The sequence below is a fragment of the Nitrospira sp. genome, from assembly GCA_029194535.1.
Taxonomy (GTDB): domain Bacteria; phylum Nitrospirota; class Nitrospiria; order Nitrospirales; family Nitrospiraceae; genus Nitrospira_C.
Genome location: JARFXR010000001.1, coordinates 220,648 through 245,497, shown reverse-complemented (window position 1 = coordinate 245,497; position 24,850 = coordinate 220,648). Strand labels below are relative to the sequence as shown.

25 protein-coding genes are annotated in these 24,850 nt (G+C 60.9%); all 25 read left to right on the top strand.

Annotated features, from left to right (window positions below; all coding sequences use genetic code 11):
- Positions 1 to 44: 44 nt before the first annotated feature.
- The 25 genes from P0111_01095 (at position 45) to P0111_00975 (ending at position 24,845) form a co-directional block, all read left to right on the top strand.
- Positions 45 to 2,633, top strand: coding sequence for a sigma 54-interacting transcriptional regulator (locus tag P0111_01095; protein MDF0642597.1), 2,589 nt, complete (start codon positions 45 to 47; stop codon positions 2,631 to 2,633).
- Positions 2,634 to 2,858: 225 nt separating this feature from the next.
- Entirely contained in the window at positions 2,859 to 3,455 is a 597-nt protein-coding gene (locus P0111_01090) for a hypothetical protein (GenBank protein MDF0642596.1), read from the top strand.
- 52 nt (positions 3,456 to 3,507) lie between these two features.
- Positions 3,508 to 4,467: an arylamine N-acetyltransferase gene (locus tag P0111_01085; GenBank protein MDF0642595.1), complete on the top strand. Its 960-nt coding sequence runs from the start codon at positions 3,508 to 3,510 to the stop codon at positions 4,465 to 4,467.
- 274 nt (positions 4,468 to 4,741) lie between these two features.
- Positions 4,742 to 5,698 carry a VTT domain-containing protein gene (locus P0111_01080; protein ID MDF0642594.1) on the top strand — a complete coding sequence of 319 codons (957 nt, stop codon included), beginning with the start codon at positions 4,742 to 4,744 and terminating at the stop codon, positions 5,696 to 5,698.
- Between the two features lie 400 nt (positions 5,699 to 6,098).
- Positions 6,099 to 7,217, top strand: coding sequence for an efflux RND transporter periplasmic adaptor subunit (locus P0111_01075; GenBank protein ID MDF0642593.1), 1,119 nt, complete (start codon positions 6,099 to 6,101; stop codon positions 7,215 to 7,217).
- A gap of 38 nt (positions 7,218 to 7,255) precedes the next feature.
- On the top strand, positions 7,256 to 10,339 hold the full coding sequence (locus tag P0111_01070; GenBank protein MDF0642592.1) for an efflux RND transporter permease subunit: 3,084 nt from the start codon (positions 7,256 to 7,258) through the stop codon (positions 10,337 to 10,339).
- A 180-nt stretch (positions 10,340 to 10,519) separates the two neighbouring features.
- The gene (locus P0111_01065) at positions 10,520 to 10,876 is read left to right on the top strand and encodes a YciI family protein (protein MDF0642591.1); all 357 of its coding nucleotides are present in this window, start codon (positions 10,520 to 10,522) and stop codon (positions 10,874 to 10,876) included.
- A gap of 34 nt (positions 10,877 to 10,910) precedes the next feature.
- Entirely contained in the window at positions 10,911 to 11,354 is a 444-nt protein-coding gene (locus P0111_01060; GenBank protein MDF0642590.1) for a VOC family protein, read from the top strand.
- A complete protein-coding gene (locus P0111_01055; GenBank protein MDF0642589.1) occupies positions 11,351 to 12,532 on the top strand; it encodes an exo-alpha-sialidase in 1,182 nt (393 codons plus the stop codon). Before P0111_01060 ends, P0111_01055 begins: the two co-directional genes overlap by 4 nt.
- 230 nt (positions 12,533 to 12,762) lie before the next feature.
- Positions 12,763 to 13,059: a MoaD/ThiS family protein gene (locus P0111_01050; protein ID MDF0642588.1), complete on the top strand. Its 297-nt coding sequence runs from the start codon at positions 12,763 to 12,765 to the stop codon at positions 13,057 to 13,059.
- An 82-nt stretch (positions 13,060 to 13,141) separates the two neighbouring features.
- Positions 13,142 to 13,558: a VOC family protein gene (locus P0111_01045; protein MDF0642587.1), complete on the top strand. Its 417-nt coding sequence runs from the start codon at positions 13,142 to 13,144 to the stop codon at positions 13,556 to 13,558.
- 22 nt (positions 13,559 to 13,580) lie between these two features.
- On the top strand, positions 13,581 to 13,946 hold the full coding sequence (locus tag P0111_01040) for a YciI family protein (protein ID MDF0642586.1): 366 nt from the start codon (positions 13,581 to 13,583) through the stop codon (positions 13,944 to 13,946).
- A 69-nt stretch (positions 13,947 to 14,015) separates the two neighbouring features.
- Positions 14,016 to 14,438 (top strand): YciI family protein, encoded by a 423-nt coding sequence (locus P0111_01035; GenBank protein ID MDF0642585.1) that lies wholly within the window; start codon positions 14,016 to 14,018, stop codon positions 14,436 to 14,438.
- A gap of 14 nt (positions 14,439 to 14,452) precedes the next feature.
- Positions 14,453 to 14,980 carry an SRPBCC family protein gene (locus P0111_01030; GenBank protein MDF0642584.1) on the top strand — a complete coding sequence of 176 codons (528 nt, stop codon included), beginning with the start codon at positions 14,453 to 14,455 and terminating at the stop codon, positions 14,978 to 14,980.
- A 45-nt stretch (positions 14,981 to 15,025) separates the two neighbouring features.
- Complete coding sequence (locus tag P0111_01025) at positions 15,026 to 15,625, top strand: DUF1579 domain-containing protein (protein ID MDF0642583.1); 600 nt, start codon at positions 15,026 to 15,028, stop codon at positions 15,623 to 15,625.
- Between the two features lie 192 nt (positions 15,626 to 15,817).
- Entirely contained in the window at positions 15,818 to 15,994 is a 177-nt protein-coding gene (locus P0111_01020; GenBank protein ID MDF0642582.1) for a hypothetical protein, read from the top strand.
- 218 nt (positions 15,995 to 16,212) lie between these two features.
- Positions 16,213 to 16,590: a nuclear transport factor 2 family protein gene (locus P0111_01015; GenBank protein MDF0642581.1), complete on the top strand. Its 378-nt coding sequence runs from the start codon at positions 16,213 to 16,215 to the stop codon at positions 16,588 to 16,590.
- Positions 16,591 to 16,713: 123 nt separating this feature from the next.
- Positions 16,714 to 17,079: a VOC family protein gene (locus P0111_01010; protein MDF0642580.1), complete on the top strand. Its 366-nt coding sequence runs from the start codon at positions 16,714 to 16,716 to the stop codon at positions 17,077 to 17,079.
- A gap of 74 nt (positions 17,080 to 17,153) precedes the next feature.
- Positions 17,154 to 17,453, top strand: coding sequence for an antibiotic biosynthesis monooxygenase (locus tag P0111_01005; protein MDF0642579.1), 300 nt, complete (start codon positions 17,154 to 17,156; stop codon positions 17,451 to 17,453).
- An 839-nt stretch (positions 17,454 to 18,292) separates the two neighbouring features.
- Positions 18,293 to 18,610 carry a hypothetical protein gene (locus P0111_01000; GenBank protein ID MDF0642578.1) on the top strand — a complete coding sequence of 106 codons (318 nt, stop codon included), beginning with the start codon at positions 18,293 to 18,295 and terminating at the stop codon, positions 18,608 to 18,610.
- A gap of 14 nt (positions 18,611 to 18,624) precedes the next feature.
- Positions 18,625 to 18,759 (top strand): hypothetical protein, encoded by a 135-nt coding sequence (locus tag P0111_00995; GenBank protein MDF0642577.1) that lies wholly within the window; start codon positions 18,625 to 18,627, stop codon positions 18,757 to 18,759.
- A gap of 13 nt (positions 18,760 to 18,772) precedes the next feature.
- Positions 18,773 to 19,957 carry an efflux RND transporter periplasmic adaptor subunit gene (locus P0111_00990; GenBank protein MDF0642576.1) on the top strand — a complete coding sequence of 395 codons (1,185 nt, stop codon included), beginning with the start codon at positions 18,773 to 18,775 and terminating at the stop codon, positions 19,955 to 19,957.
- 3 nt (positions 19,958 to 19,960) lie between these two features.
- The gene (locus P0111_00985; protein MDF0642575.1) at positions 19,961 to 23,128 is read left to right on the top strand and encodes a multidrug efflux RND transporter permease subunit; all 3,168 of its coding nucleotides are present in this window, start codon (positions 19,961 to 19,963) and stop codon (positions 23,126 to 23,128) included.
- 1 nt (position 23,129) lies between these two features.
- Positions 23,130 to 24,557, top strand: coding sequence for an efflux transporter outer membrane subunit (locus P0111_00980; protein ID MDF0642574.1), 1,428 nt, complete (start codon positions 23,130 to 23,132; stop codon positions 24,555 to 24,557).
- Positions 24,558 to 24,626: 69 nt separating this feature from the next.
- The gene (locus P0111_00975) at positions 24,627 to 24,845 is read left to right on the top strand and encodes a DUF2934 domain-containing protein (GenBank protein ID MDF0642573.1); all 219 of its coding nucleotides are present in this window, start codon (positions 24,627 to 24,629) and stop codon (positions 24,843 to 24,845) included.
- Positions 24,846 to 24,850: the final 5 nt, after the last annotated feature.

Here is a 24,850-nt window from a genome sequence, read left to right as displayed (position 1 = left end):
CTCTTGAGCCGCCCCGGCCCGATGCGCCATACTGCACGCTTATTATGGACCAAGACGCTGCCTCCCCTTGCGAGACTCTTGCGGAGCGGTACCAAGCCCTCTTGGAGGTGGCCGAGGCCATTTCCGCCCACCGAGATCTGCACGAACTCTTCAAAGATCTCGCCCAACGCCTCCCCCGAGTCGTTCAGGTGAATTTCGTCGCCCTCTCGCTTCACGATCCCGCGCGCGGCGTGATGCGGCTTCAGACCATTCAGGCGAATGTGCCGGCCGATCTGGTAGGCGGCCACGAGGAACCGATCGAGGAGACGCCCGCTGGAGTGGTGTGGCGCACGCAGCAACCGATTCTCGTTTCGGATCTTTCCACGGAGGCACGCTGGCCCGCGGCGACTCGACGGATGAGGGAGGACGGCGTCAATTCCTATTGCGTCGTTCCTCTGACGACCGCCGTTCGCCGGCTGGGCGCCATGGGGTTCGCCAGCTTGCGGCAAGGCGCCTATGACGGAGCGGACGCGGAATTTCTCCAGGAAGTCGGCAAGCAGGTGGCGGTCGCCGTGGACAACGTCCTGCATCATCAAGACCTCGCGCATGATCGGGATCGACTCAGGCTTCTCCTGCAAGTGACGGAATCCATCGCCTCACACCGCGATCTCACGGAGCTGTTGCGGGATCTCGCCGAACGGCTCCCGGAGATCGTGCCTTTCGACTACATCAATGTGATCCTCCACGAGCCGTCGCGCGATGCGATGCGGCTCTGGCTCTTGGTCACCTCGGAGCCGAGCACGATCAGTCCAGGGCTCGAAACTCCCGTTGATGAATCTCCCGGCGGATTGGTGTGGAAAACGCAGCAGCCGTTGACGGTGAACGATATCACGCAAGAACGCCGCTTCCCAAAGCTGATGGCCATCCTCCGCGAGAACGGGGTTCAGACGTTCTCGGCGGTTCCGCTGACGACGGCGCAACGCCGGCTGGGCGCGATGGGCTTCGGGAGTCTGCACCGGAGAACGTATCAGCCGTCTGAACTCGATTTCATGCAGCAAGTCGCCAAGCAGGTGGCGGTCGCCGTGGACAACGTCTTGCACGACCAGAGCGCCGAGGCCGCTCATCGGCAACTGACGCGGGAGCGCGATCGCCAACGGTTGTTGCTCGAGGTGAACAACGCGGTCGTGTCCCATCTGGATCTTGACGACCTCTTCACCGCCGTCAGCTCCTGTCTGCGCACGGTCGTTCAACACGACGGCTCCAGCCTGTTGCTCTACGATCCGGAGACGCGCCTCTGGCGCATTCACGTGCTGGATTTCGCCAAGAACGAAAGCTTCGTCGAGGAGGGTCAAGCGGAGGACAGCACGCAGTCGCCCTGTTGCCAGGCCATTACAACCGGCAAGCCGGCGGTGTTTCGTGAACGGGATCTGAAGGACATGGCGGCCTCCTCCGCGATCGCGCAGGACCTGCTGGATCAGGGAGTGAAGTCGTTTTGCTCCGTTCCCCTCCTCTCGCACAATCGGACGCTCGGCGCGCTCAACATCGGCAGGCGACAGGATGACGGATTCACGCAGGAAGACGTCGACCTGCTCGGCCAGGTTGCGCAACAGGTCTCCATCGCCGTCGAGAACGCCTTGGCCTATAAGCAGATCGCCCAGCTGAAGGACAAGTTGGCGGAGGAGAAGCTCTACCTTCAGGAGGAGATTCAGACCGAGTACAATTTCGAGGAAATCGTCGGGGAGAGCGCGGCCCTCAAACGGGTCCTCAAAGAGGTGCAAACCGTCGCGGTGACCGATTCCACCGTGCTCATCCTGGGTGAAACGGGAAGCGGGAAGGAACTGATCGCTCGGGCGCTCCACAATCTGAGCGACCGGAAGGAGCGGACGTTCGTCAAACTCAATTGCGCCGCTATTCCGACCGGACTGCTGGAAAGCGAATTGTTCGGCCATGAAAAAGGCGCGTTCACCGGAGCCATCGCGACGAAGATCGGCCGCTTCGAGCTGGCCGACCGGGGAACGCTCTTTCTCGACGAGGTCGGCGAGATTCCGCTGGAGTTGCAGGTGAAACTGCTCCGGGTGTTGCAGGAGCAGGAATTCGAACGGTTGGGGAGCACGCGAACCATTCGTGTGAATGTCCGCGTGGTCGCGGCCACAAACCGCGATCTGGCGCAGCTTGTCGAGGATCAGAGATTCCGGAGCGACCTGTACTATCGACTGAAAGTCTTTCCGATCACCGTGCCGGCGCTGCGCGACCGGGCGGAGGATATCCCCTTGTTGGTTCGGCACTTCGCGCAGAAGTTTGCGCAACGCATGAAGAAACGCATCGAGACGATCCCCTCGGAAGCCATGAGAGCCCTGCAATCCTATCCGTGGCCGGGGAACGTCCGCGAGCTGGAAAACTTCCTGGAGCGGGCGGTGATCCTCTCGTCCGGTTCCGAGCTGTTCGTGCAACTGTCGGAACTGAAGCGCCCGATCAACGCCGGCAATGGGTCCATCAGTACGCTTGAGGAAGCGGAACGTGAGCACATTCTGAAGGCGTTGCGGGATTCGAGCTGGACCATCGGCGGTCCTTCAGGCGCCGCTGCGAAGCTCGGGATGAAACGGACGACATTGCAATCCAGGATGCAGAAGCTTGGAATCGCTCGCCCGTCCTAGCGCCGACCTGTCGGCATCTGCCGAGATGTCGGCGCAGAATCCCTCTCCACCCCCACCTCACTCGCTCTAACCCCGTGCCGACGCGCAGACTAATTGCCCCGTCGGATCTATAACTTACGGCCCTCACGCAACTGTTCGATTCGACGGAACGTCCCTTGCTGATCCGTCAGGGCAAGAGTCCATGATGACAAGAACGAAGGGAAAGGCGTTGGAGGGAGGCCACATATGACTTGGACATTCAAATGCGCGCAACTCGGCTCACGCGGGGGAGTCCTGATGGCAGTCGGAGCATTTTCCCTATGCTTCTCCTTCACCTCAACTCTGACCTCGGTCGGAGCTGCTGTCCCCGGTATCGTGGTGAAGCGCTCGGCGGAGCTTCAGACTTCCCTGCGATGGATTCAGCCGCTGTTAGGCCAGGCGATTGTAGAAGACGCAGTGATCAGGCAACCTCCTAGCCGGTACGGCAAGGCAGTCGATGATGTTCACCACCTGTCCGTGGTCTCCAATCGGACGGCCGGTGCAAATTCGGCCTTGTGGACGTCGGCCGATCATTCAGCAATTGAAACGGATCATGCCTCTCGCGCGCAATGGATCATGGGACGGCTCATCGTGGAATTGACCAGACACCGAATGATGGTTCAACCGGGACGGACGGATGAGGGCAATCAACGGATCATCGCCATCGCGCGCCTGGTTCAAGAGGAGTTGAATGGTGCGTTCAGGACAGGATGGCACCCCGGGCCTGGACGGGCAGTTGCGACCAAAGCGCTCAAGCGGGAGCTGACGCAGGTTACCGATTCACAAGCAGGACTGGTTTTCTAAATGGCCCGAGCATTGCTGTTGACAGACACCTTCAAACGACGAACGGCGACCGATGCGTTCCCCAAAAGACAAGGTGGCGATCGTCACAGGCGGGTCACGAGGAATCGGACGGGGCATCGCAGAGAGGCTCGCGAAAGACTGGTCGGCGGTCGTCATACAGGACGCCAAGAATTCTGACGAGGCGAAGAAGGTGACCGAGCGGGCAACGATCGATCTGGAAGCCTACTTCCGGCGGATCGGCTATGACGCAGACCGCACACCGACGCTCGACACATTGCGGGCCATCCAGCTGCGGCATGCCGAGACCATCGCATTCGAGAATTTGAACCCCTTGATGAGGTGGCCGGTTCCCCTCGGCCTCGAATCGCTCCAACAAAAGCTTGTGCGGGACCGTCGCGGCGGGTACTGCTTCGAGCAGAATCTGCTGCTCAAACACCTGCTGACGGCCCTCGGCTTCCGAGTGACCGGTCTGGCCGCCCGCGTCCTATGGAACGAACCGGACGGCGCCCTCAGGCCGCGCTCACACATGCTGCTCCTCGTCGAGTTGAAGGGAACGCCGTACCTCGCCGACGTCGGGTTCGGAATTTTGACTCCGACAGCGCCCCTGCGGCTCGAGCCTGAGATCGAGCAGGCCACACCTCACGAACCTTTCCGCCTGCTTCCGGCGGGGGAGGAATTCGTGATGCAAGCGAAAATCAAAGGAGATTGGAAGACGCTCTATCGCTTCGGGTTGCAGGAGCAGCTGTTGCCCGATTACGAGGTCAGCAACTGGTACCTCTCGAACCATCCAGAATCCATTTTCGTGACCGGACTGATGGCGGCCCGTCCGGCGCCGGACCGCCGCTACGCTCTTCGCAACAACGAATTCGTCGTGCACCACTTGAACGGCGGAACGGAACGGCGCGCACTCGCGAGCGTCGCTGAAATGCGTGACACGCTGGAACGCGCGTTTTGCATCACCCTGCCGAATGGTCCTGATCTCGATGCGGCTTTGACGAAGCTCGTATCGTGATGTTCCTCCAGGTGCCGGCACAAACCTGAAAGCCGAATAGAGGCAGAGGGCTGCGCCGAACCATCGGCAGATGCCGATATCCCGGCGTCGGCACCGCACAACCGAGCGTGATCCGTGCCGAGCGATGCTCTCGTTCCTGATCCCATCTGTCCATAGTGTCAACGAGTTACGACCTTCCGTTCAGCCGGTGGATTTGTGGAATGCTCGTTGCCAATACCCAATACCATGAGGGAAAGCCGATCAATCCACGGACGAAACACACGCGGAGAGGCCGATGAATGACATTGTCGGATTCTTGACGGAACATGGCGCCATCGTCGTCTTTGTCGCTGTTCTCGCGGAGCAGATCGGCTTACCGGTGCCCGCTGTGCCGTTTCTGGTGGCCGCCGGCGCCTTGTCCGCTGCCGGGCACGTGGACCTGGCCGTCGCGGCCGGCGCAGCCGTGCTCGCGTCGCTGGCGGGCGACCAAGTCTGGTTCGAATTGGGTCGGCGGCGCGGTCGTCAGGTGCTGGGTTGGCTCTGCCGGATTGCGATCGAACCGGCCTCATGCATCCGCCGGACAGAGGATTTTTTCAGCCGTCACGGCGCCAATTCCCTGATCGTCGCGAAGTTCGTCCCCGGTTTGAGCACGATCGCCCCTCCCCTCGCCGGCATTGTCGGATTGCGCCTGTCGCGGTTCCTGCTGTTCAACGGGATCGGCACGGTCCTGTGGGTGGGGACAGGGCTGGGAGTAGGATATGTGTTTACAGATCAACTCGAACGGGCGTTGTCGGTGAGCGCCGGTCTTGCGCCCGCCGCCGGATTGCTCGCGCTAGTCGGAGCGATCGGTTATGTCGTCTTGAGGGTCCTCAATCGATATCGCGGCGGAGATCCGGTGCCAGGAATCACCCCCCGTACAGTGCGGGAGAAACTCCGCGTGGGAGAGCAGCCGATCATCGTAGATTTGCGTCCATTGGGCGCCCGCCGAGAGAAGGCGGGGATCCCTGGGGCATTGCCGTTGTCAGCCGAGGAGATCGTCGCCGGCCGTCACGATCTTCCTCGGGATCGAGATGTGATTCTCTACTGTGATTGCCCGGGCGACGCGGGAAGCCTCGCGATCGGCCGCCTCCTCCGCGAGAAGGGTTTCACCAGAGTGTGGCCGCTCGCGGGCGGTGTTGAGGCCTGGCGAGCCATGGAAGTCGAAGAACGCGCGCAGGAACCTGCTTCAACCAATCATCCCGTGGCGGCTTGACGCGAGCCCGTGTCCCACCAGACGCGACCCCTTAGAACAGCTTAAGATGCATTAAGGTCGCGGCCTTCCGGTTTCATACCCGGCAGATAGGCTGGATGTCTTCGGCCCCACCAGACCATCGTGGAAACTGTCGGCTGAACAGACATGGCGAGTGAGTCACAGGCTTGCGCCGCGCCGAGATGTCGGCATGCGCCGAGATGTCGGCAGATTTGCCTCGTCGCAGCGCTCGCGCTCCATCAGGCGGGTCTCCGCTTCTGGATAAAAATCCTCTTGTTGATCGATGGTTAGCCTCCCTTTGCTTGATTCATCGTGCAGGGTACGAGCATTGCTGTACCAGTCCGTCTGCAGGAAGGCCCGGCAGGTCCCCTCTTTTCGCCGGCAGGCATGTTGGAGGTCGCACGTGAATCGTCATGGCTGGTTCGGATCATCGCTGCTCCTCGTCATGGTTGTGGCAACGGGGGTCGGGTTGGCCGGCTGGAAGTACGCGTCAATACAGGATCGTAACCAGGCTTCCGCGCGACAGCCCGAGCCGATGGAGTCCGTGACCCTTGCCGTGGCGAGGGAGTTTGAACATCGTCAGTCTACGACGTCGATCGGGACTGTCTTAGCCTTACGATCGATTACCCTGCGCAACGAGCTTCCCGGCACCGTTCAGGAGGTCCGGCTCGTCCCCGGCCAAGTGGTCGAGAAGGGGATTGTGCTTGTCGCGCTCGACGTGTCCGTGGAGGAGGCGGATTTGAAGGCGCAGCAGGCGCAGGCCGCTCTCGCGAAATCTGTGCTCGAGCGCAGGCAGCACTTAAGGCGGGACCTTGCGACCGCCCAGGAAGAGGTGGACCGGGCGCGCGCGGATCTCGATGTCGCATTGGCCCAGATCGCCCGTACCAAGGCCGTCATCGCCAGGAAGACGATCCGGGCGCCGTTTCGTGCGCGCGTGGGTTTGGCGGATGTCCATCCGGGACAATACCTCAATGAAGGCAGCCGGCTCACGACGCTCCAAGGGGTCGACGACGCGGTCCATGTGGACTTCACCGTCGTTCAGCAGGTCGCCTCGAGCCTGCGGGTCGGAGAGCGCGTCGAGGTCTTCGTCACGGCCGACGCACCTCCCGTCGCCGCCACGATCGTCGCGCTCGACGCGCGAATCGATCCTGAGACCAGAAATGAAATGGTGCGCGCGAAGATCGAGGGAGCCTCCGACGGGCCGGCGCCGGGAGCGTCGGTGCGTGTCCGGGTTCCGGTCGGCTCTCCGCGCAAGGCCGTCGCCGTTCCCGTGAGCGCGCTGAGAAAGGGGCCGGGCGGCGACCAGGTGTTTGTGATCGCGCCGGACAAAGACGGGAAGCTCAGGGCCTCCGTGCGACAGGTTGAGAGCGGCGCCATGGTGGGGGATGAGATCGTGGTCCAAAGCGGCCTGTCGGCCGGCGATCGCGTCGCCGCGTCCGGATCCTTCAAGCTGCGCGACGGGGCCCTGGTCACGATCGCCGGGGATCACGAAGGCTCCAACCAACAGAGTCAGGCCGGCTGAGCGGACGACGAATACCGTGACGGACCAGGGATAACTCCATGCGCTCGTTTACCGATATATTCATCAAACATCCGGTGCTGGCCGTGGTCGTCAACCTGGTGATCGTGCTCGCAGGCTGGCGGGCCCTGACGGCTCTGCCGGTGCAACAGTACCCGAAAATCGAGAGCTCCTCAGTCATCATCACGACCGTCTACTACGGCGCCGGCGCCGAAACGGTGCGCGGCTTTCTCAGTACTCCGATCGAACGGGTCGTCTCTGCGATCGGCGGCGTGGACTACGTCGAATCGACGAGCCGAGCCGGCGTCAGCACCGTCACGGTCCATTTGAAATTGAACCACAGCAGCACGGCCGCGCTGGCCGAAGTCACGGCGCGGCTTCAACAGGTGCGATCCGAGCTGCCTCCGGAAGCCGAGCCGCCGGTGGTCGAAGTGCAACGCGCCGATCGGCCGTATGCGTCCTTTTATGTCAGTTTCACGTCAACGGAGCGCGGCGTGCCGGCCGTCACCGATTGGCTGTCACGCACGCTGCAGCCTCAGCTGTCCACGCTGTCCGGGGTGCAGCGGGTGACGATCGAGGGAGGCCGCCAGATCGCCATGCGCGTCTGGATCGACCCGGATCGCCTCGCCTCGTTCAACCTGTCGCCCGGCGATGTGCAAGGGGCGCTCCGGCGGAACAACTACCTGGCGGCGGTCGGCCGGACGAAGGGGAACCTGGTACAGGTCAATCTGCTCGCGAACACGGACCTGCGCTCGGCCGCCGAGTTCGAGGAACTGATCGTCGCCGATCGCGGCGGAGCCATCGTGCGCCTGAAGGACGTCGCGCGGGTCGAGCGGGAAGCCGAAGAAGCCGAGATGGTCGCGAAGTACAACCGGGCCGAAGGCGTGTATCTCGGAGTCTGGCCCGTGCCGGGCGCGAACGAGATCGATGTCGCGCACCGGCTGCGAGACGAAATGGAACGGATCCGCCCCACCCTGCCGAAAGACATCGACATGCGGCTCGTCTGGGACGGCACGATGTTCATGCGAAACGCGCTGACGGAGATCACCAAGACGCTCTCGGAGACGGTGTTGATCGTGGCGGTCGTGGTGTTTCTCTTCATGGGCTCCGTGCGGACGGCGCTGGTGCCGCTCGTGGCGATGCCGGTCTCCCTGGTCGGGGCGGCGATCTTCATGTTCGCATTCGGCTTCAGCCTCAATCTCTTGACGCTGCTCGCCATCGTGTTGTCGGTCGGACTGGTTGTGGACGACGCGATCGTCGTCGTGGAGAACGTGGAGCGCCATGTGCGGCTGGGCAAATCGCGGATCGAAGCGGCGCTGGCCGGCGCCCGCGAGCTGATCGGCCCGATCATCGCGATGACGATCACCCTGGCGACGGTCTACACACCGATCGGCTTCCAGGGCGGCTTGACCGGCTCGCTCTTTCTGGAGTTCGCGATCACCCTCGCCGTGGCGGTGGTGTTGTCGGGCATTGTGGCCGTCACGCTGTCGCCGGTCATGAGTTCCCGATTCGTGCACCCGCAGGGCGAGCAGGGGCGGCTGACCTCCTTGGTCAACGGCGGTTTCGAACTCGTGCGCCGCGCCTACGCGAGACTGCTCGACGGCGCATTCCGAATGCGCTGGGGGATCGTCGCGGCATCGCTCCTGATCATGGCGTCGGCATGGCCGCTGTACCAGTTTTCCCGGCAGGAGCTGGCCCCCGTGGAGGATCAGAGCCATATCAGTCTGTTCTTCGAAGCGTCGCCGGATTCTACCGTGGCCGCCACCAACCGCGAGCATTTGCAGATCGTGAGCGCCATCACGGCTTTCCCGGAAACGGAGTTCACCTGGTCGTTGACCACCGCCTGGGGCGGCTTCGGAGGCCTTGTCGCGAAGGATTGGCACGCGCGGGCACGCTCGACGGAAGCCATGTACGGAGAAGTCTACGGCGCAGTGTCGCAAGTGCCGGGGCTGCGCGTCTTTCCTCGTCTGGATCCGCCGCTGCCGACCCCCGGTCAGTACGATGTCGAGCTGGTGTTGCAGAGCGACGCGCCGCCGCAACAGATGCTCGAGACGGTCGGAGCCGTATTGGGCGCCGGTTGGCAGAGCGGCAGGTTCTTGTACGTGGACACCGACTTGAAGATCGATCTGCCCGAAGCCCGCGTCATCCTGGACCGGGAACGTCTGGCCGATTTGGGGCTCGACCTGGCAGGAGTCGGTCGTGAACTCGGCACACTCCTCGGCGGCGCCTATGTCAACCGGTTCAACTATTTCGACCGCAGTTACAAGGTCATCCCTCAAATCGGTGATAAAGATCGGGCGACGGTCGATCCGCTCCTGGACTTGAAGATCAAGACGCCCGGCGGCCAGCTTGTGCCGGTCTCGACGTTCACGCACATCGAAACGAGCACGGCCCCGCGTACCTTGAACCGCTTTCAGCAACGCAATGCCGTCCGAATCTTCGGCGGGGTCAAGCCGGGAGTGACGAAGGACGAAGGGCTGCGTATTCTCGAGGCTGCGGCGCGTGCGGCAGGCGGGCCGGGGGTCGTTCTCGACTACGCGGGCGAGTCGCGGCAGATCCGTCAGGAGGGTTCCGCGCTCACCGTCACGCTCGGGTTCGCCGTCATCCTGATCTACCTGGTGCTGGCGGCGCAGTTCCAGAGCTTCCGCGATCCGCTCATTGTCCTGCTCGGCTCGGTTCCTCTGGCGATCTCCGGCGCGCTGGTGTTCAGCTTCCTCGACCTCACGACGATCAACATCTATTCGCAGGTGGGATTGATCACTCTGGTGGGGCTGATTGCGAAGAACGGCATCCTCATCGTGGAATTCGCCAACCAGCTGCAAGCGCAAGGGTTTTCGCGGATGGACGCGGTACGCGAAGCGTCGTTGACCAGACTACGGCCGGTGTTGATGACCTCCGCGGCCACCGTCTTCGGTCATCTTCCCTTGGTGCTGGCGTCGGGGCCCGGAGCGGCGGCCCGCAACAGCATCGGGATGGTGTTGGTCACGGGGATGACCGTCGGGACGTGCTTCACCCTGTTCGTCGTGCCGGTGTTCTATTCCCTCATCGCCGCCCAGCATCAGCCGAGTCCCGCAAGCGAGGAGATCAGCCATGAACGGCTCGCGCTCGCTGGAGCAACAGGGTAACGCAAGCCGCCGAGACTCGATTGAGCGGCGAGTGTCGCGCCCTCGGTCCAAGGGAAACGCACTTCCACTCCGATATCAATCATTTACGTCCGGTTGCCGAAGGTCGGGAGACCGATGTCGATTTCCGGGCTCCGTCACGACTATCTCACGACATGCGGAAAAACGGACGGAGGCCTCCTGATGAAATACATGTTGCTCATTTACCTCGAGGAGAAGGCGGGCTTGAGCGAGGCCGAACGGCAGGATTGCTACAAGGAATCCTCGCAACTCGCTCACGAGCTCCACTTGAAGGGACAGTATGTGTCCGCCAACCCTCTCCACGAGACCTCGATGGCGACCAGTGTCAGGGTTCGTGACGGCAAGCGGTTTGTCACCGACGGTCCGTTCGCCGAGACGCGGGAACAATTGGGCGGATATTTCCTCATCGAGGCGGACAATCTTGACGAGGCGATTGCCGTGGCTGCGCGTATCCCCATGGCGCGTAAGGGAACGGTCGAAGTACGACCGGTGATCGAGATCCCCGGTCTGCCGTCCTAGCCATCACCGGTTCCATTCGAAGGAGTCGCACACCATGCAAAAAATCACCCCGTTCTTATGGTTCAACGGCCAAGCAGAGGAGGCGGCGAAGTTCTATACCGCCGTCTTCAAGAATTCCAAGATCGAGAGCCTCTCTCCCATGTCCGCGACCTTCCAACTGGACGGAGTCGAATTTATCGCGCTCAACGGCGGCCCCCAATTCAAGTTCACGGAAGCCGTTTCGTTTTTCGTTCGGTGCGAGACGCAGAAGGAGATCGATTACTTTTGGAACAAACTGTCCGCCGATGGCGAGGAAGGAAGATGCGGCTGGCTCAAAGACAAGTTCGGCGTCTCGTGGCAAATCATCCCCCCGATTCTCAGTGAGATGTTGAACGACCGGGACGACGCGAAATCGCAACGTGTGATACAGGCCATGCTGCAAATGAAAAAGATCGACATCGCCCGCTTGAAGGAAGCCTACGAAAGGAGCCAGGCATGAGCAAGGTGCGATTACTCGTCGGGACAAAAAAAGGCGCCTTCATTCTGACGTCGGATGGAACGCGTAAAAAATGGGACGTGAGCGGTCCCTCCTTCGGCGGCTGGGAGCTGTATCACCTCAAGGGTTCGCCCGCCGATCCGAATCGGTTGTATGCCTCGCAGACCAGCAGTTGGTTCGGGCAGATCATCCAGCGATCGGATGACGGCGGCAAGACCTGGAACGCGCCCGGGACCAAGCCGGAGGACCTCATGGGATCGGATGGCATGCCGAAGGGCGAGAGCAACATGTTTCTTTATGATACGTCCGCCGAGACCGGCAGACCCCTCACGACACACCAGTGGTACGACGGCACGCAAAAGCCCTGGGAGTTCAAGCGGGTGTGGCATCTTGAGCCGTCGCTCACCGACCCCGATACGGTCTATGCCGGGATCGAAGATGCGGCGCTTTTCCGTTCGACCGACGGAGGGCGCACGTGGCACGAGTTGGCGGGGCTGCGCGAGGTTAAAGGGATTTTGTGGCAGCCGGGCGCCGGCGGGATGTGCCTGCATACCATCATGTTCGATCGCACCGATCCCGGGCGGATGTATGTTGCCATCTCCGCGGCGGGCGCCTTTCGCACAGATGACGGCGGCAAGACCTGGCGGGCGATCAACAAGGGCCTCAAGTCCCAGTATGAATTGCCCGATCCGGATGCGGATGTCGGACATTGTGTGCACCGTATCGCCATGCATCCGTCACGATCGAACGTGCTGTTCATGCAAAAGCACTGGGACGTCATGCGGAGCGACGATGCGGGCGGCTCCTGGCATGAGATCAGCGGCAATCTGCCGACCGACTTCGGCTTTCCGATCGACGTGCACGCCCACGAGCCGAATACGATCTACGTCGTCCCGATCAAGAGCGACTCGGAGCACTATCCTCCGGACGGCAAGCTGCGGGTGTACAGGAGCAAAACGGGGGGTAACGAGTGGGAAGCATTGACGAAGGGGCTACCGCAGCGGGATTGCTACGTCAACATCCTGCGCGATGCCATGGCCGTCGACCAGCTCGATCCCTGCGGGATCTATTTCGGCACCACCGGCGGGCAGGTCTACGGATCAGCTACAGGCGGCGACAGCTGGGAGCCGATCGTGCGGGATTTGCCGGCGGTGTTGTCAGTCGAGGTCCAAACTTTGTAGCGGTTGCTGAAAATGGCCGCCAGCTTCGTTCTCAGTCGCGACCGTCGCTGCGACGTACTCCACAGGGGAAGAGTTGTTCCTGCAACTCGGGGTGGGAGGGTGAGGAGGGTACGCCTCACTCAATTCGCTCCCTGCGGCTTCGCTGGACGACCATTGTGAGCAGCCGTAGGGATGATGGCAGTTCTTGTTCGTCCCGTTGGCTATACGCCATTAGCTCTGAAGGATGAATAATGATTCGAGTCGTGCTCCCGGCTCATTTGCGAGCATTGGCGCGCGTCAACGGCGAGGTGACGCTTGAAATTGAAGGGCCGGTGACGCAGCGCGCGATTCTTGACGCGCTCGAAGCCCGCTATCCGATGTTACGGGGGACGGTTCGCGACCACGTGACGTTCAAGCGTCGAGCCTTTGTGAGGTTCTTTGCCTGTGAGCAGGACCGGTCGCATGATTCGCCGGATGGCGTGCTGCCGGATGCGGTGGCGACGGGTGCTGAGCCGTTTCTGATTGTGGGGGCCATGGCGGGCGGATAGCAGGTTGCTGAGAAAGGCCGCCGCCGGCCTTTTTGAACAGCCTGCATCGAGCGGACCAACGATCAACCACAAGGGGGAGAGGATGGGGACACAGAAGAAGGCAAAATCGAAAGCGGTGAAGCGCACCCGTCCTGCATCGAGGATCGTCTGGTTTGAAATTCCCGCGGACGATCCAGAGCGCGCGAGGAAGTTTTACAGCTCGTTGTTCGGCTGGAACATCAAGTTGTTTCCCGGAATGGCCGATTACTGGCACATCGACACGGGGGGTAGTGACGACACGCCCGATGGAGGGCTCATGGTGCGCAAACATCCGGAGCAACCCATTACCAACTACGTACCCGTGTCCTCGGTGGATGCTGCTGCGACGAAGGTCGAAAAACTCGGGGGGCAAGTCCGCAAGTCCAAGACGGCCGTGCCGCGGATGGGCTATTTCGTCATCTGTCGGGACACGGAAGGCAACGAGTTCGCGCTTTGGGAAATGAACGAGCGGGCGAAGTAGAAGAGCCGATGGAGATGGATTCATGAGATACCTGTTGCTGGTTCATCATGACGAAGAGGCCTTCAGCAAAATGCCCGAAACAGAGCGGCAGCAGATGCTGGACGAGTCCGTGCAGCTCACGCATCACCTGCACGCCGACGGTCAGTATGTGCACGCATCGCCGCTCCAGCCCGCGGCGACAGGCGTCATCGTTCGAGTTCGGGAGGGCAAGCCGTTGGTGACCGACGGGCCGTTCGTGGAGACAAGAGAGCAGCTTGCCGGCTACTTCCTGATCGATGCGAAGGATCTCCACGAAGCCGTCCGGGTCGCCACCAGGATTCCCGGTGGACGCATCGGCACGATCGAGGTGCGACCGTTGAGGCGGATCACAGGGTTGCCCGGAGAGTAGCGATAGAAGCACGTATGAATAGGCCGGCTCAGAACTCCAAACCTGAAGGGGGACACTCCAATGCGGTTCATGATCATCATCAAAGCCACCAAGAATTCTGAAGCCGGGATCATGCCGAGCGAGACGCTGCTCGCCGACATGGGCAAGTTCAACGAGGACCTGGCCAACGCCGGACTGTTGCTTGCCGGCGAGGGGCTTCACGCGAGTTCGAAGGGCGCGCGGGTGCAGTTCTCCGGAACGGCGCGAGCCGTGATCGACGGACCCTTCGCCGAAACGAAAGAGCTGATCGCCGGCTTCTGGCTCTGGCAGTGCAAGTCGAAACAAGAGGCGATCGAATGGGTCAAGCGCTGTCCGAATCCGATGCCCGGCGAGGAATCCGAGATCGAAATTCGTCAAGTGTTTGAAGCGGAGGATTTCGGCGCCGCGTTCACCCCCGAACTGAGGGAGCAGGAAGACCGTGTCCGGGCGCACGTCGAGGCGAAACAACGATAGACATGGAGGGTCCCATGATGGCAGCGATGGTCATGATCGCGGTCGGGTTGATCGCCGGGATGCTCATGTATGCCGCAACCAAACCCGGCACGTTTCGCATCCAACGCTCGGCGAGCATCAACGCGCCGCCCGGAACAGTGTTTGCGCTCATCAGCGACCTCCACGCCTGGGCGTCCTGGTCGCCATGGGAGAAGAAAGACTTGGCGATGAAGAAGAGTCACAGCGGGACGCCCCAAGGAAAGGGCGCCGTGCTTGAATGGGATGGGAACAAGGACGTGGGCACGGGACGAATGGAAGTCCTCGAATCGATTCCCTCGTCCAAGATTCTCATCAAGCTGGACTTCCTGAAACCATTCGAGGCCCACAATACGGCGGAATTCACATTGATTCCCAACGCCGCCTCTACCGAAGTGACCTGGGCCATGTACGGCCCGCAGCCCTACATGATGAAAGTCATGGGGCTTTTTTGCAGCATGGACAACATGGTCGGCAAGGACTTTGAAGCGGGTCTGGCCAATTTGAAGGCAGTCGTTGAAACGTAACAGAGGTGCAGGATGCGAAACGCGGAGGAGACCAAGGAGGTGCACATGCGTATGATATCGACCGTGATTCTGTCCCTATGTCTGCTCATCGGAGCCGCTCCGGTTTTGGCGAAAGAGAAGAAACACGAGAAGCCGATGGATCCGCAGGCCATGATGGAAGTTTGGAAACAGCTTGCGACGCCGGGCGAGCCGCACAAGCTGTTTGCCGGCCTGGCCGGCAGTTGGACGACGAAAACCAAGGAATGGATGGAGCCCGGCAAGCCTCCGACGGAATCGACCGGCACTGCTGAGATGAAGATGTTGTTGGAGGGGCGGTTTCTCTACCAGGAATACCACAGCCAGATGATGGGCCAACCCTTCTCCGGCGTCGGCATCGACGCGTACGACAACATGACAAAAAGATACGTCACGGCTTGGATGGACTCGATGGGCACGGGCATCTTCATCATGGAAGGCACGGCGAGCGCCGACGGCAAAACGATCACGCTGCGCGGCTCGCATCCGGAGCCGGGCGGCGGCAAGATGACGCATCGAGCCGTCTGGAAACTGGTCGATAACAACAACCAGACCTTCGAGATGTACGGAGCCCACGGCAAGGAGAAAGAAATGAAGTTCTTAGAGATCGCCTATACAAGGAAGCAGTAGAGAAGAGCCGATGGCGGCTCTTGTGTCGCAAAAACCCTGGACTTTCGTCCTTTTATAGATAACGACATAAGTTCTGCCCTGTTCGTCATTCCGGGCTTGACCCGGAATCCAGTCCTGATCTGGATTCCCGCTTTCGCGGAAATGACAGACACTGCTGTGACTTGCCTCGTCATGTTTTGCGAGAAGGTACCGATGTCAGGCCAGGTTAAGGCAATCCCGGAAGGGTACGAGGGGGCCACGCCCTATTTGATTGTCGGAGGCGCCACCAAGGCCCTTGAGTTTTACAAGATAGCCTTCGATGCCACGGAGCTGATGCGCATCCCGGCCCCCGGATGGAAAGTAGGGCACGCGGAAATCAAAAATGGCTAGCACCTATCTCAACATGGGTGTTCCGGTGAGAACTGGTCATGCCCGCGAAAGCGGGCATCCAGAGTGAGCTGTCGGAACAGCTCTTTCCGGGGCCGTACGTTGAGGCTCTGAGCGATGCGAGAACGCCGCTGACGGGCTTTTGCGCATCCTGCTGGCGGTGCTCCAGCGGACTGCCTGAATCTCGCGGCTGAGCTTTGGCATTGGGCGGACATATGCTCATGACACGAGAAGACCGTGAGGCATTCGCAACTCGATGGGCGGAGTCGTGGAATCGTCGCGCCATTGAAACTGTCCTCGAGTATTTCCATGAAGATATCAGCTTTATCAGCCCCACTGCTCTCGCGGTGGTGGGCTCACCCGTTGTTCGCGGCAAGAGCGCGCTCCGCGAGTATTGGACCGAAGCACTGGCGCGCATCACCTCCCTTCGATTCACGGTGGATCGCATCCTGTGGGATCCTGTCCATCGTGAGCTGGGCATCATCTACACCTCCGATATCGACGGAAGGACCAAGAAAGTGTCTGAGAATTTCACATTCGATGAGAACGGCCGGATCGTGGCCGCGGAGGTGTTTCATGGCGTCCCCGGTCGGATTTGAGAGTGGCACGTTGCGTTTCGCGGCGGCTTCACTCTGGCGTTGGGCAGCAAAACCACGGGTGGGGATCTTTCCAGTCTGAAGAGGCCGGTCCAGCCGATACCGGATTTCGTAAGGAGGCCAAATATGAAAGTCGTTGAAATCGCGTTTACCTGTTACCCCGTCACAGACTTAAAGCGGGCGCGTCAGTATCATGAGGGCGTGTTGGGCCTCAGAGAGTCACGGTTCTTCGGAAACGAAGATCAGGGCTTCGTCGAATATGATATTGGATCGGGCACGTTGGCCATCGGCAATACAGCGCCGGAATGGAAGCCCTCCGCCGGCGGAGGGTCGGTCGGCCTCGAGGTCGACGACTTCGACGCGGCGATCGTGCGTCTAAAAGCGAGCGGGTGCCCCTTTGTCCTCGAACCGTTCGAGACGCCCGTCTGCCGGATGGCTGTGGTGTCCGATCCCGACGGCAACTCGATCACGATCCATCGGAGAGCCGTCTGATGGCCTGGTTATCATTCTGATGGCGAGCGAGATGGACGAGTACGCGGTTTGGTTCACGATTGTAGGAGGTCCGCATGATCACCGTGGTATGGGATACCTGGCTGAAGCCAGGCACTGAAGCCGAGGGGTTGCAACTCACTCGCAAGGTCTGGTCGGACATGCGGAGCTTTGACGGCTATTTGTCGCATCAGATTCTGGTCGATCAGCATGCGCCGGGCCACATCATCGCCTTGGCCAAGTGGCGGAGCCTTGCGGACGCCGACGCGGTGCGAGAGAAGTACAAAGACTCCGAGACGATCCGGCAACTGACCCCGTTGCTCGCCCGCCCTCGTGAGCGATGGATTACCCATGAGGATGTGCCGGCATCAGCCTGACTAGAACCTATCTCAAATTTCATTCATGATGGAATGGAATCTCTTGTCGTCATTCCCGCGCAGGCGGGAATCCAGTCTTTTCAGGACATTCTGGATGCCCGCTTTCGCGGGCATGACCAGTTCTGACCGGAACAGCCATTTTGAGATAGGTTCTAGCCCGCATTATCCCGGATTCCGCAGTAGCAACAGAGAGATTGACCTCGAATGTCATTTCGACCAACGGGAGAAATCTGTTCTCGCTTCCAAGCGTGAGGATTTCTCACTCCGTTCGAAATGACAAGCCGATCAGGGGCTGATCGGCTGATGTCCAGACTGGTGGAGCACGCATCGCCCTTCCAAACCCACAGGCTCAAATTCAACTGCGGACTCCGGGATTATTCACGATGACTTCTACTGCAACCGCCGATACGCCGCTGCGACAGGCGTGGATGCGAGGCGAAGGAGGTGCGGGCAGATGAGCGGCGCAAGGCTCGAAAAAACCGGACGCGTATCCGCTGGAATACGTTGAGGATGTTTTCGGGCCGAGCACGATGCAGATCCCTGCAGATCGTCTGCCGCAGTAGAATCGCATGACTCTGACAGACTCCTAGGATGCTGGAAATCACCTATACGCGTACGCGTAAGCCGCAAATCGAGTCCGGAAGCGGCTCGCCCACCCCACACAATCCTGCCGATGGTTCGGCTTGTGCCGGGATATCGGCAGGTCTCCCTCGTCACTCAACGAGACTGGGTGTCGGAAGCGCCCAACCACCTCGTTGTTTCAACAAGTTATAGGAGCAGTTTCAATCGTCCTGATTGGAACGAGCCTTGCCATTCCCTTGGGTGAGGGGGAATAAGGAATGCTGAAAATTACCGAACAGACAGGTGAAGGGACCGGGTCGATGTCCCTCCTGTTGGAGGGGCGCTTGGCCGGTCCCTGGGTCGAGGAGGTCGATTCCTATTGGCGCCGATTGGATGAACACCAACGAAGACGGACTGTGATCAACCTGGGGGGCGTGACCTTCGTCGATGGGGAAGGGAAGGCGCTCCTGGCTCGAATGTGGAAAACCGGCGCGAGGTTTGTTGCTGCGGGTTGTCTGATGAGATGCCTCGTCGATGAAATCACCGGAGCAGACACGAGCGCATCAGCCTGGCCGCGTGAAAAGCGACTCGACTGATCGGAGTTGTGACCATGGAACCATTGATGCCGTCATTCCTCGTGATGCTCGCCTTCGTGCTGACGATCACCTTGGCCATGGGCTTGCTGGAGGTCCACCGCGCCAGTAGAATGGCCGCGTCGATCACGAGCAGGATGCGACGATCGTAGGTAACTGGAGCACATGGCCATGGTCTCACCGAAAACTCAACTGTTTGGATTCTGGGCGGCATCGCTGATCATGGTCGGCTTGCCGGGGTGCAAGGAGCAGGCTGATTCAGCTCCAGCTCAGCAACTGTCTCAAGTCGAGGTGATCACGGTCTCCACACAGACGGTGCCGGACGAGCCGGAATTCATCGGACAGGCGGAAGCCTCCCGTCCGGTCGAGATCCGCTCACAAGTGACGGGGATCCTGAAGGCCGTGATGTATACAGAAGGTCGAGAGGTCAAAAAAGGAACTCGGCTCTACCAGATCGATCCCGTCCCCTTCCAGGCTGCGATGGCCAGCGCCAAGGCCAAGATTGCGCAAGCCGAAGCCAAGGTGGTGCAGGCCAAGCAGGACCTGGCGCGGGTGAAGCCGCTGCTCCTCGAGCAGGCCGTGAGCCAGAAGGACGTGGATGACGCGGTTGCGGACGATCTTTCCGCGAAAGCCGCCTTGCAGGGCGCCAAGGCCGATTTTATCAAGGCGCAGTTCGATTTCGACAATACGCTCATCACGGCTCCGATCGACGGCATGATCGAGCGCAGCCGGTATTACGAGGGTCGTCTGGTCTCGGCCCAAACGGACTTATTGACGGTGATTCACCGCGTCGATCCGATGTATGTGGTCGTAAGCGTGCCGGAGGCGTTTTTTCTCAAGCGGACCCATGACATTGAAGCCAAAAAGATCACCCATCCGAATGCCTACGACTTGCGCGGCGCCCTGACCTTCATGGATGGGACCGCCTATCCCTACGAGGGAGTTCTGGATCTCATGGAGCCGGGCATGCGGACCGAGACCGGCTCGCGTATCGAGCGCATGACCTTTCCGAATCCCAAACGGACGCTGTTGCCGGGACAGTTCGTGAAAGTCACGTTCAAGGGAGACGCCAAGCCCAACGCGGTCCTGATTCCGCAACGGTCGGTGTTGCAAGGGCCTCAGGGACCGTTCGTGTATGTCGTGGGACCTGACGAACGGATCGAAATTCGTCCGGTGGAAGCGTCGGTCTGGCAAGGAGATCAGTGGCTCATCGACTCGGGCCTCAAGGCCGGCGAGCGGGTCGTCGTCAACGGACTGATGAAGATCGGGCCGGGGGCTCCGGTCAAGGCTGTGCCATGGGAGCCACAGTCTCCGGCAGATGCGTCTCCTGATCAGACCAAGCAGGGATAACCGGTGATCTCACACGTCTTCATCGATCGGCCGATTCTGGCGTCCGTGGTGTCCGTCGTGATCGTGGTGATGGGGCTGTTGTCCGTTCAGTTTCTTCCGATCGCCCAATTTCCAGAAATCACGCCGCCGGTCGTTCAGATCGATGCCGACTATCCCGGCGCGAGCGCGGAAGTCGTCGCGGAATCGGTCGCGCGCGCCATCGAAGTCCAGCTGCCCGGCATCGACAACCTCGTCTATTTCGACAGCACGAGCAGCAACGACGGACACGTCACGATCAAGCTGACCTTCGAAATCGGAACCGATCCGGACATCGCCCAGGTCCAGACGCAGAACCGGGAAAAACTCGCGGAGCCTCAGCTGCCTCCGGAAGTCATTCGTCAGGGGGTCAACGTCAAGAAGATGTCGCCCGATTTGGTCGCGGTGATCGCCCTCAAATCGACCGATCCCAACCACGACGCGGTCTTCCTCTCGAACTATGCGATTCTCAGACTCGTCGATAACGTGCGTCGCGTCAAGGGGGTCGGCGACGCCATGGTCTTCGGCCAGCAGAATTACAGCATGCGGATCATCTTGAATCCGCTGCTGATGGCCAAATTGGACCTGACCCCGACGGACATTGCGGCGACCATCCGGGAACAGAACCGCGACTATCCGGCCGGCACGATCGGCCGAGAACCCGCGCCCAAAGGCACCGAGTTGACGATCCCGGTCATCACCAAGGGGCGTTTGACCGAGGTGAAGGAGTTTGAAGAGTTGATCGTGCGCGCCCTTCCCGACGGCTCTCTCGTGCGATTGAAGGACGTCGCCCGCATCGAACTCGGCGCGCAATCCTATGCGCTCGAAGGGCGCTGGAACAGCAGCCCGACCACGTTCATCGTCACGTTTCTGGCGCCCGGAGCCAATGCGCTGGATACCGTGCGACGGACGCGGGCTGAGATGGATGGGATGGCCAAGAGCTTTCCGCCCGGCGTGTCCTACGACATTCCCTACGACACCACGAGATTCATCGAAGTGTCCATCAAAGAAGTGGTCAAGACGCTGCTGGAAGCGATGGTCCTGGTGGTGCTGGTCGTGTATCTGTTTCTTCAGAGCTGGCGGGCGACGATCATCCCCACGGTGGCGGTGCCCGTCTCCCTGATCGGGACGTTCGCCGGCCTGTACGCACTGGGCTTCTCGATCAATACCATCACGCTCTTCGGAATGGTGCTCGCCATCGGCATCGTCGTGGATGACGCCATCGTGGTGGTCGAGAACGTCGAGCGGCACATGCGCGAAGACAAAGTCTCGGCGAAGGAGGCGGCCAAACGAGCCATGAATGAAGTGACCGCCCCGGTCATCGCCATCGTACTGGTGCTGGTCTCGGTGTTCGTGCCGGTCGGGTTCGTCGGCGGCATCACGGGGCAACTCTACAAGCAGTTTGCCGCCACGATTGCGATTTCGGTGACGGTCTCCGGCTTCGTCGCGCTCACGCTCAGCCCCGCACTGTGCGCGATGGTGCTGATCCATCGACATGGCGAACGGGGAACGTTCTGGATCTGGTTCGACCGCCTGTTCGGCAGAACGCAACATGGCTATACCAGCATCGTCGGGGGACTGGTCGTCAGGCCCCTTCGCGTGATGTTGGTGTTCGGTCTCGTACTGCTCGTGACGTTCGGCATGTTCAGCACCCTTCCCCGCAGCTTCCTGCCCGAGGAGGACCAAGGCTATTTCATCGTGGTGGCGCAGTTGCCAGACGGCGCGTCGAAGCAACGGACCGATGCGGTGTTGGAACGGATCGAGCGGTTTTTCCAGGCGAACCCGGCTGTTCATTCGACCGACGCCATGTCCGGACAGAACTTCGTGTTCGGGACCAGAGGGTCGAACTCGGCCACGATGTTCGTGCCGTTGCATCTGTGGGACGAACGGAAGGAGCCGCAGTTCCACGTGCAATCGCTGATCGGTATGGCCTACGCGGAGTTTGCCAAGATTCCGGAAGCCCTGCTCCTGGCGTTCAACGCCCCGTCGCTCCGCGGCGTGGGCACGGTCGGAGGCTTCTCGGCGCAACTGCAGGATCCGAGCGGTGGAGACTTCAAGAAGTTCGCCGTCGCGACGCAGCAGTTCATCGAGCGGGCGAAGAAGGAGCCGGCCATCGGTCGAGTCGGAACGAATTTTCGAGTCTCCTCCCCCCGGCTCTATGCCCAGGTGAACCGTGAACGGGCGAAGGCGCTCGGCGTGCCGATCTCGGACATTTTCGACACGCTGCAAGCCTATTTCGGGACGTTTTATATCAACGATTTTCTGAAGTTCGGGCGCATCTACCACGTGCAGACGGAAGCCGATGCGGAATTTCGATCCAAGCCGCAGGACATTTCAAAGATTTACGTCCGCGCACACAACGCGCAGGGCACGAACATGGTCCCCCTGGACACGTTCGTCACGACGGAGTACCAGAGCGGGCCGGATCCGGTGAACCACTTCAACGGGTACAACACGGCGCTCGTGTTAGGAAGCGCCGCGCCCGGCTACAGTTCGGGACAGGCGCTCGAAGCGCTGGACCGGGTGGCGAAGGAGGTCCTGGTGCCGGAGGGGTACGCCATCGACTGGAGTAACATTTCGTTTCAGGAACGCCGGGTGGGTAGTCAATCCAACCTGGTGTTCGTCATCGGTCTGCTGATGGTCTTTCTGGTGCTGGCGGCGCAGTTCGAGAGTTGGGTCGTGCCCTTCGCGGTCATCCTGGCCGTGCCCTTCGCAATTTTTGGGGCCTTGACGGCGGTCTGGGTGCGAGGGCTCACGAACGACATCTATTTCCAAATCGGTCTCGTCACGCTGATCGGCCTCGCGGCCAAGAACGCCATCCTGATCGTGGAATTCGCCAACACGCGGTACGAAGCCGGACGTCCGCTGGTCGAGGCTGCGGTGGAAGCCGCGCGCCTGCGGTTCCGTCCGATCATCATGACGTCGATGGCCTTCATCTTCGGCATGGTGCCGCTGGTGTTCGCCACCGGCGCGGGAGCGGCCAGCCGGCAGTCGATCGGCACCGGGGTCCTCGGCGGCATGCTCGCCGCGACCTTTTTGGCGATTTTCTTCGTGCCCCTCTTCTATGTGTTGATTCGGAAACTGACGGTTCGTCGTTCTGAGGCCGTCGCGGCGCATGCGCCGCCGGGACTGGCCTCCGCGCAGGAGGGACTCTGACATGCGGACGATTCTACTGGTACTGTCGGCAGCGGTGATGTTCTCCTGCGCGATCGGGCCCGACTACGAACGGCCGACCGATCTCCAGCTCGACAAGTTCCGCATGGCGGAAGGCGCGACCGACGCCAATTCCATCGCGAACATGCCGTGGTGGCAGCTGCTGAAGGACGAGGAGCTCCAGCGGCTGGTCCGCACGGCTCTGGACGAGAATCGGGACCTTCGTCGCGCCATCGCCAGCGTCGAAGAGTTTCAGTCGCGTCTGTTCATCTCGCGCATGGACTTCGCCCCTCAGATGACGGCGACGGCCTACGCCCCCTCGATCAAGAACAGCAGTTTCGCCTTTCCCGGATTTCCCAACCCGTTCAATTACTATCTGCAGGGAAATCTGACCTGGGAACTCGATATCTGGGGCCGCATTCGCCGGTCCAATGAAGCGGCGCGTGCGGATCTCCTGTCCAAGGAGGAGAGCCGCCGGGCCGTGGTGCTCCAGCTCGTGAGCGGCGTGGCGGAGGCGTATTTCGATCTCCTCCAGTTCGATATGCAGCTGCAGATTGCTCGGGAGACGGTGAAATCGTGGGAAGAGTCGGTACGGATCGCGCAGGCGCGGCTGCGCCAGGGCATGACCAACAAGCTCGATCTGGACCAGTTCGAATCGGAGCGGGCCAATGCGGTAGCGAGAACGGCTGAACTGGAACGGCTGATGGTCCAGAAGGAAAACCAGATCAGCGTGTTGTTGGGGCACAGTCCGAAGCAAATCCCGCGAGGACGCTCGCTCACCGAACAGGTGATTCCCCCTGAAGTGCCGCCGGGGCTTCCGTCCGAACTGCTCCAGAGAAGGCCGGATATCGTGCAGGCGGAACGGAACCTCGCCGCCGCCACCGCGCGCATCGGCATGGCGAAAGCCGATCGCTTCCCGAAGGTGTCGCTCACGGGTCTGCTCGGCATCGCGAACCCCCAGATCACCAATCTCTTTACGCCAGGCAGCGACTTTGCCGCCTTGGGACCGACCATCACGGGGCCGCTCCTGAACGCGCAGATTCTGGGATTCCAGCAGGAAGCCTCCGAAGCCCTCGCGCGACAGAGCCTGGCGCAGTACGAACAATCGATCTTGGTGGCGTTCCGGGAAGTCGAGGACGCCCTCGTGGCGGTTCGCACGGTCCGAGATCAACGTCAAGCGCAGATCCAACGGGTGGATGCGTTACGCTCCGCGTTCCGGCTCGCCGAACTGCGGTACAAGGGTGGGCTGGCCAGTTATCTGGATGTGTTGGTGGCGCGGCGGACGCTGTTTGAGGCGGAGCTGTCGCTGACGGAAACCCATCGACTGCATCTCGTCTCAGTAGTCCAGCTCTACAAGGCGTTGGGCGGAGGTTGGTCGCCGGAGACGGCCGGCGACAATGCGGGGGCGACGACTCAGAAGAGCGCCGGATAAGATTTAGGTCGGGAGCGAAGCGCAGGCCCACCAACGGTCGGTTCATGACCATCACGTAAGGAGGCAGCCATGTCCAAACGAACGACGAAGCGACCAGAGTCCTCGGGGGTCAAACGCGTCATCTTCGGCGTCAGCGGGAACGGGCTGCATGGTCAGGACCTCCATCAACAGATCGAGCTGCGCGCCTATGAGCTGTATCTTCAGCGGGGCGCCGGAGAGGGCCGGGCCGACGAGGACTGGTTTCAGGCGGAACGCGAAGTGTGCGGAGAACAGATCCAGCCTTCGTGAACCCT

Excerpts from the sequence above, each read along its gene's own strand:
- P0111_01095 (MDF0642597.1), top strand. The coding sequence starts at position 45 with ATGGACCAAGACGCTGCCTCCCCTTGCGAGACTCTTGCGGAGCGGTAC.
- P0111_01090 (MDF0642596.1), top strand. The coding sequence starts at position 2,859 with ATGACTTGGACATTCAAATGCGCGCAACTCGGCTCACGCGGGGGAGTC.
- P0111_01085 (MDF0642595.1), top strand. The coding sequence starts at position 3,508 with ATGCGTTCCCCAAAAGACAAGGTGGCGATCGTCACAGGCGGGTCACGA.
- P0111_01080 (MDF0642594.1), top strand. The coding sequence starts at position 4,742 with ATGAATGACATTGTCGGATTCTTGACGGAACATGGCGCCATCGTCGTC.
- P0111_01070 (MDF0642592.1), top strand. The coding sequence starts at position 7,256 with ATGCGCTCGTTTACCGATATATTCATCAAACATCCGGTGCTGGCCGTG.
- P0111_01065 (MDF0642591.1), top strand. The coding sequence starts at position 10,520 with ATGAAATACATGTTGCTCATTTACCTCGAGGAGAAGGCGGGCTTGAGC.
- P0111_01060 (MDF0642590.1), top strand. The coding sequence starts at position 10,911 with ATGCAAAAAATCACCCCGTTCTTATGGTTCAACGGCCAAGCAGAGGAG.
- P0111_01055 (MDF0642589.1), top strand. The coding sequence starts at position 11,351 with ATGAGCAAGGTGCGATTACTCGTCGGGACAAAAAAAGGCGCCTTCATT.
- P0111_01050 (MDF0642588.1), top strand. The coding sequence starts at position 12,763 with ATGATTCGAGTCGTGCTCCCGGCTCATTTGCGAGCATTGGCGCGCGTC.
- P0111_01045 (MDF0642587.1), top strand. The coding sequence starts at position 13,142 with ATGGGGACACAGAAGAAGGCAAAATCGAAAGCGGTGAAGCGCACCCGT.
- P0111_01040 (MDF0642586.1), top strand. The coding sequence starts at position 13,581 with ATGAGATACCTGTTGCTGGTTCATCATGACGAAGAGGCCTTCAGCAAA.
- P0111_01035 (MDF0642585.1), top strand. The coding sequence starts at position 14,016 with ATGATCATCATCAAAGCCACCAAGAATTCTGAAGCCGGGATCATGCCG.
- P0111_01030 (MDF0642584.1), top strand. The coding sequence starts at position 14,453 with ATGATGGCAGCGATGGTCATGATCGCGGTCGGGTTGATCGCCGGGATG.
- P0111_01025 (MDF0642583.1), top strand. The coding sequence starts at position 15,026 with ATGCGTATGATATCGACCGTGATTCTGTCCCTATGTCTGCTCATCGGA.
- P0111_01020 (MDF0642582.1), top strand. The coding sequence starts at position 15,818 with ATGTCAGGCCAGGTTAAGGCAATCCCGGAAGGGTACGAGGGGGCCACG.
- P0111_01015 (MDF0642581.1), top strand. The coding sequence starts at position 16,213 with ATGACACGAGAAGACCGTGAGGCATTCGCAACTCGATGGGCGGAGTCG.
- P0111_01010 (MDF0642580.1), top strand. The coding sequence starts at position 16,714 with ATGAAAGTCGTTGAAATCGCGTTTACCTGTTACCCCGTCACAGACTTA.
- P0111_01005 (MDF0642579.1), top strand. The coding sequence starts at position 17,154 with ATGATCACCGTGGTATGGGATACCTGGCTGAAGCCAGGCACTGAAGCC.
- P0111_01000 (MDF0642578.1), top strand. The coding sequence starts at position 18,293 with ATGCTGAAAATTACCGAACAGACAGGTGAAGGGACCGGGTCGATGTCC.
- P0111_00995 (MDF0642577.1), top strand. The coding sequence starts at position 18,625 with ATGGAACCATTGATGCCGTCATTCCTCGTGATGCTCGCCTTCGTGCTG.
- P0111_00990 (MDF0642576.1), top strand. The coding sequence starts at position 18,773 with ATGGCCATGGTCTCACCGAAAACTCAACTGTTTGGATTCTGGGCGGCA.
- P0111_00980 (MDF0642574.1), top strand. The coding sequence starts at position 23,130 with ATGCGGACGATTCTACTGGTACTGTCGGCAGCGGTGATGTTCTCCTGC.
- P0111_00975 (MDF0642573.1), top strand. The coding sequence starts at position 24,627 with ATGTCCAAACGAACGACGAAGCGACCAGAGTCCTCGGGGGTCAAACGC.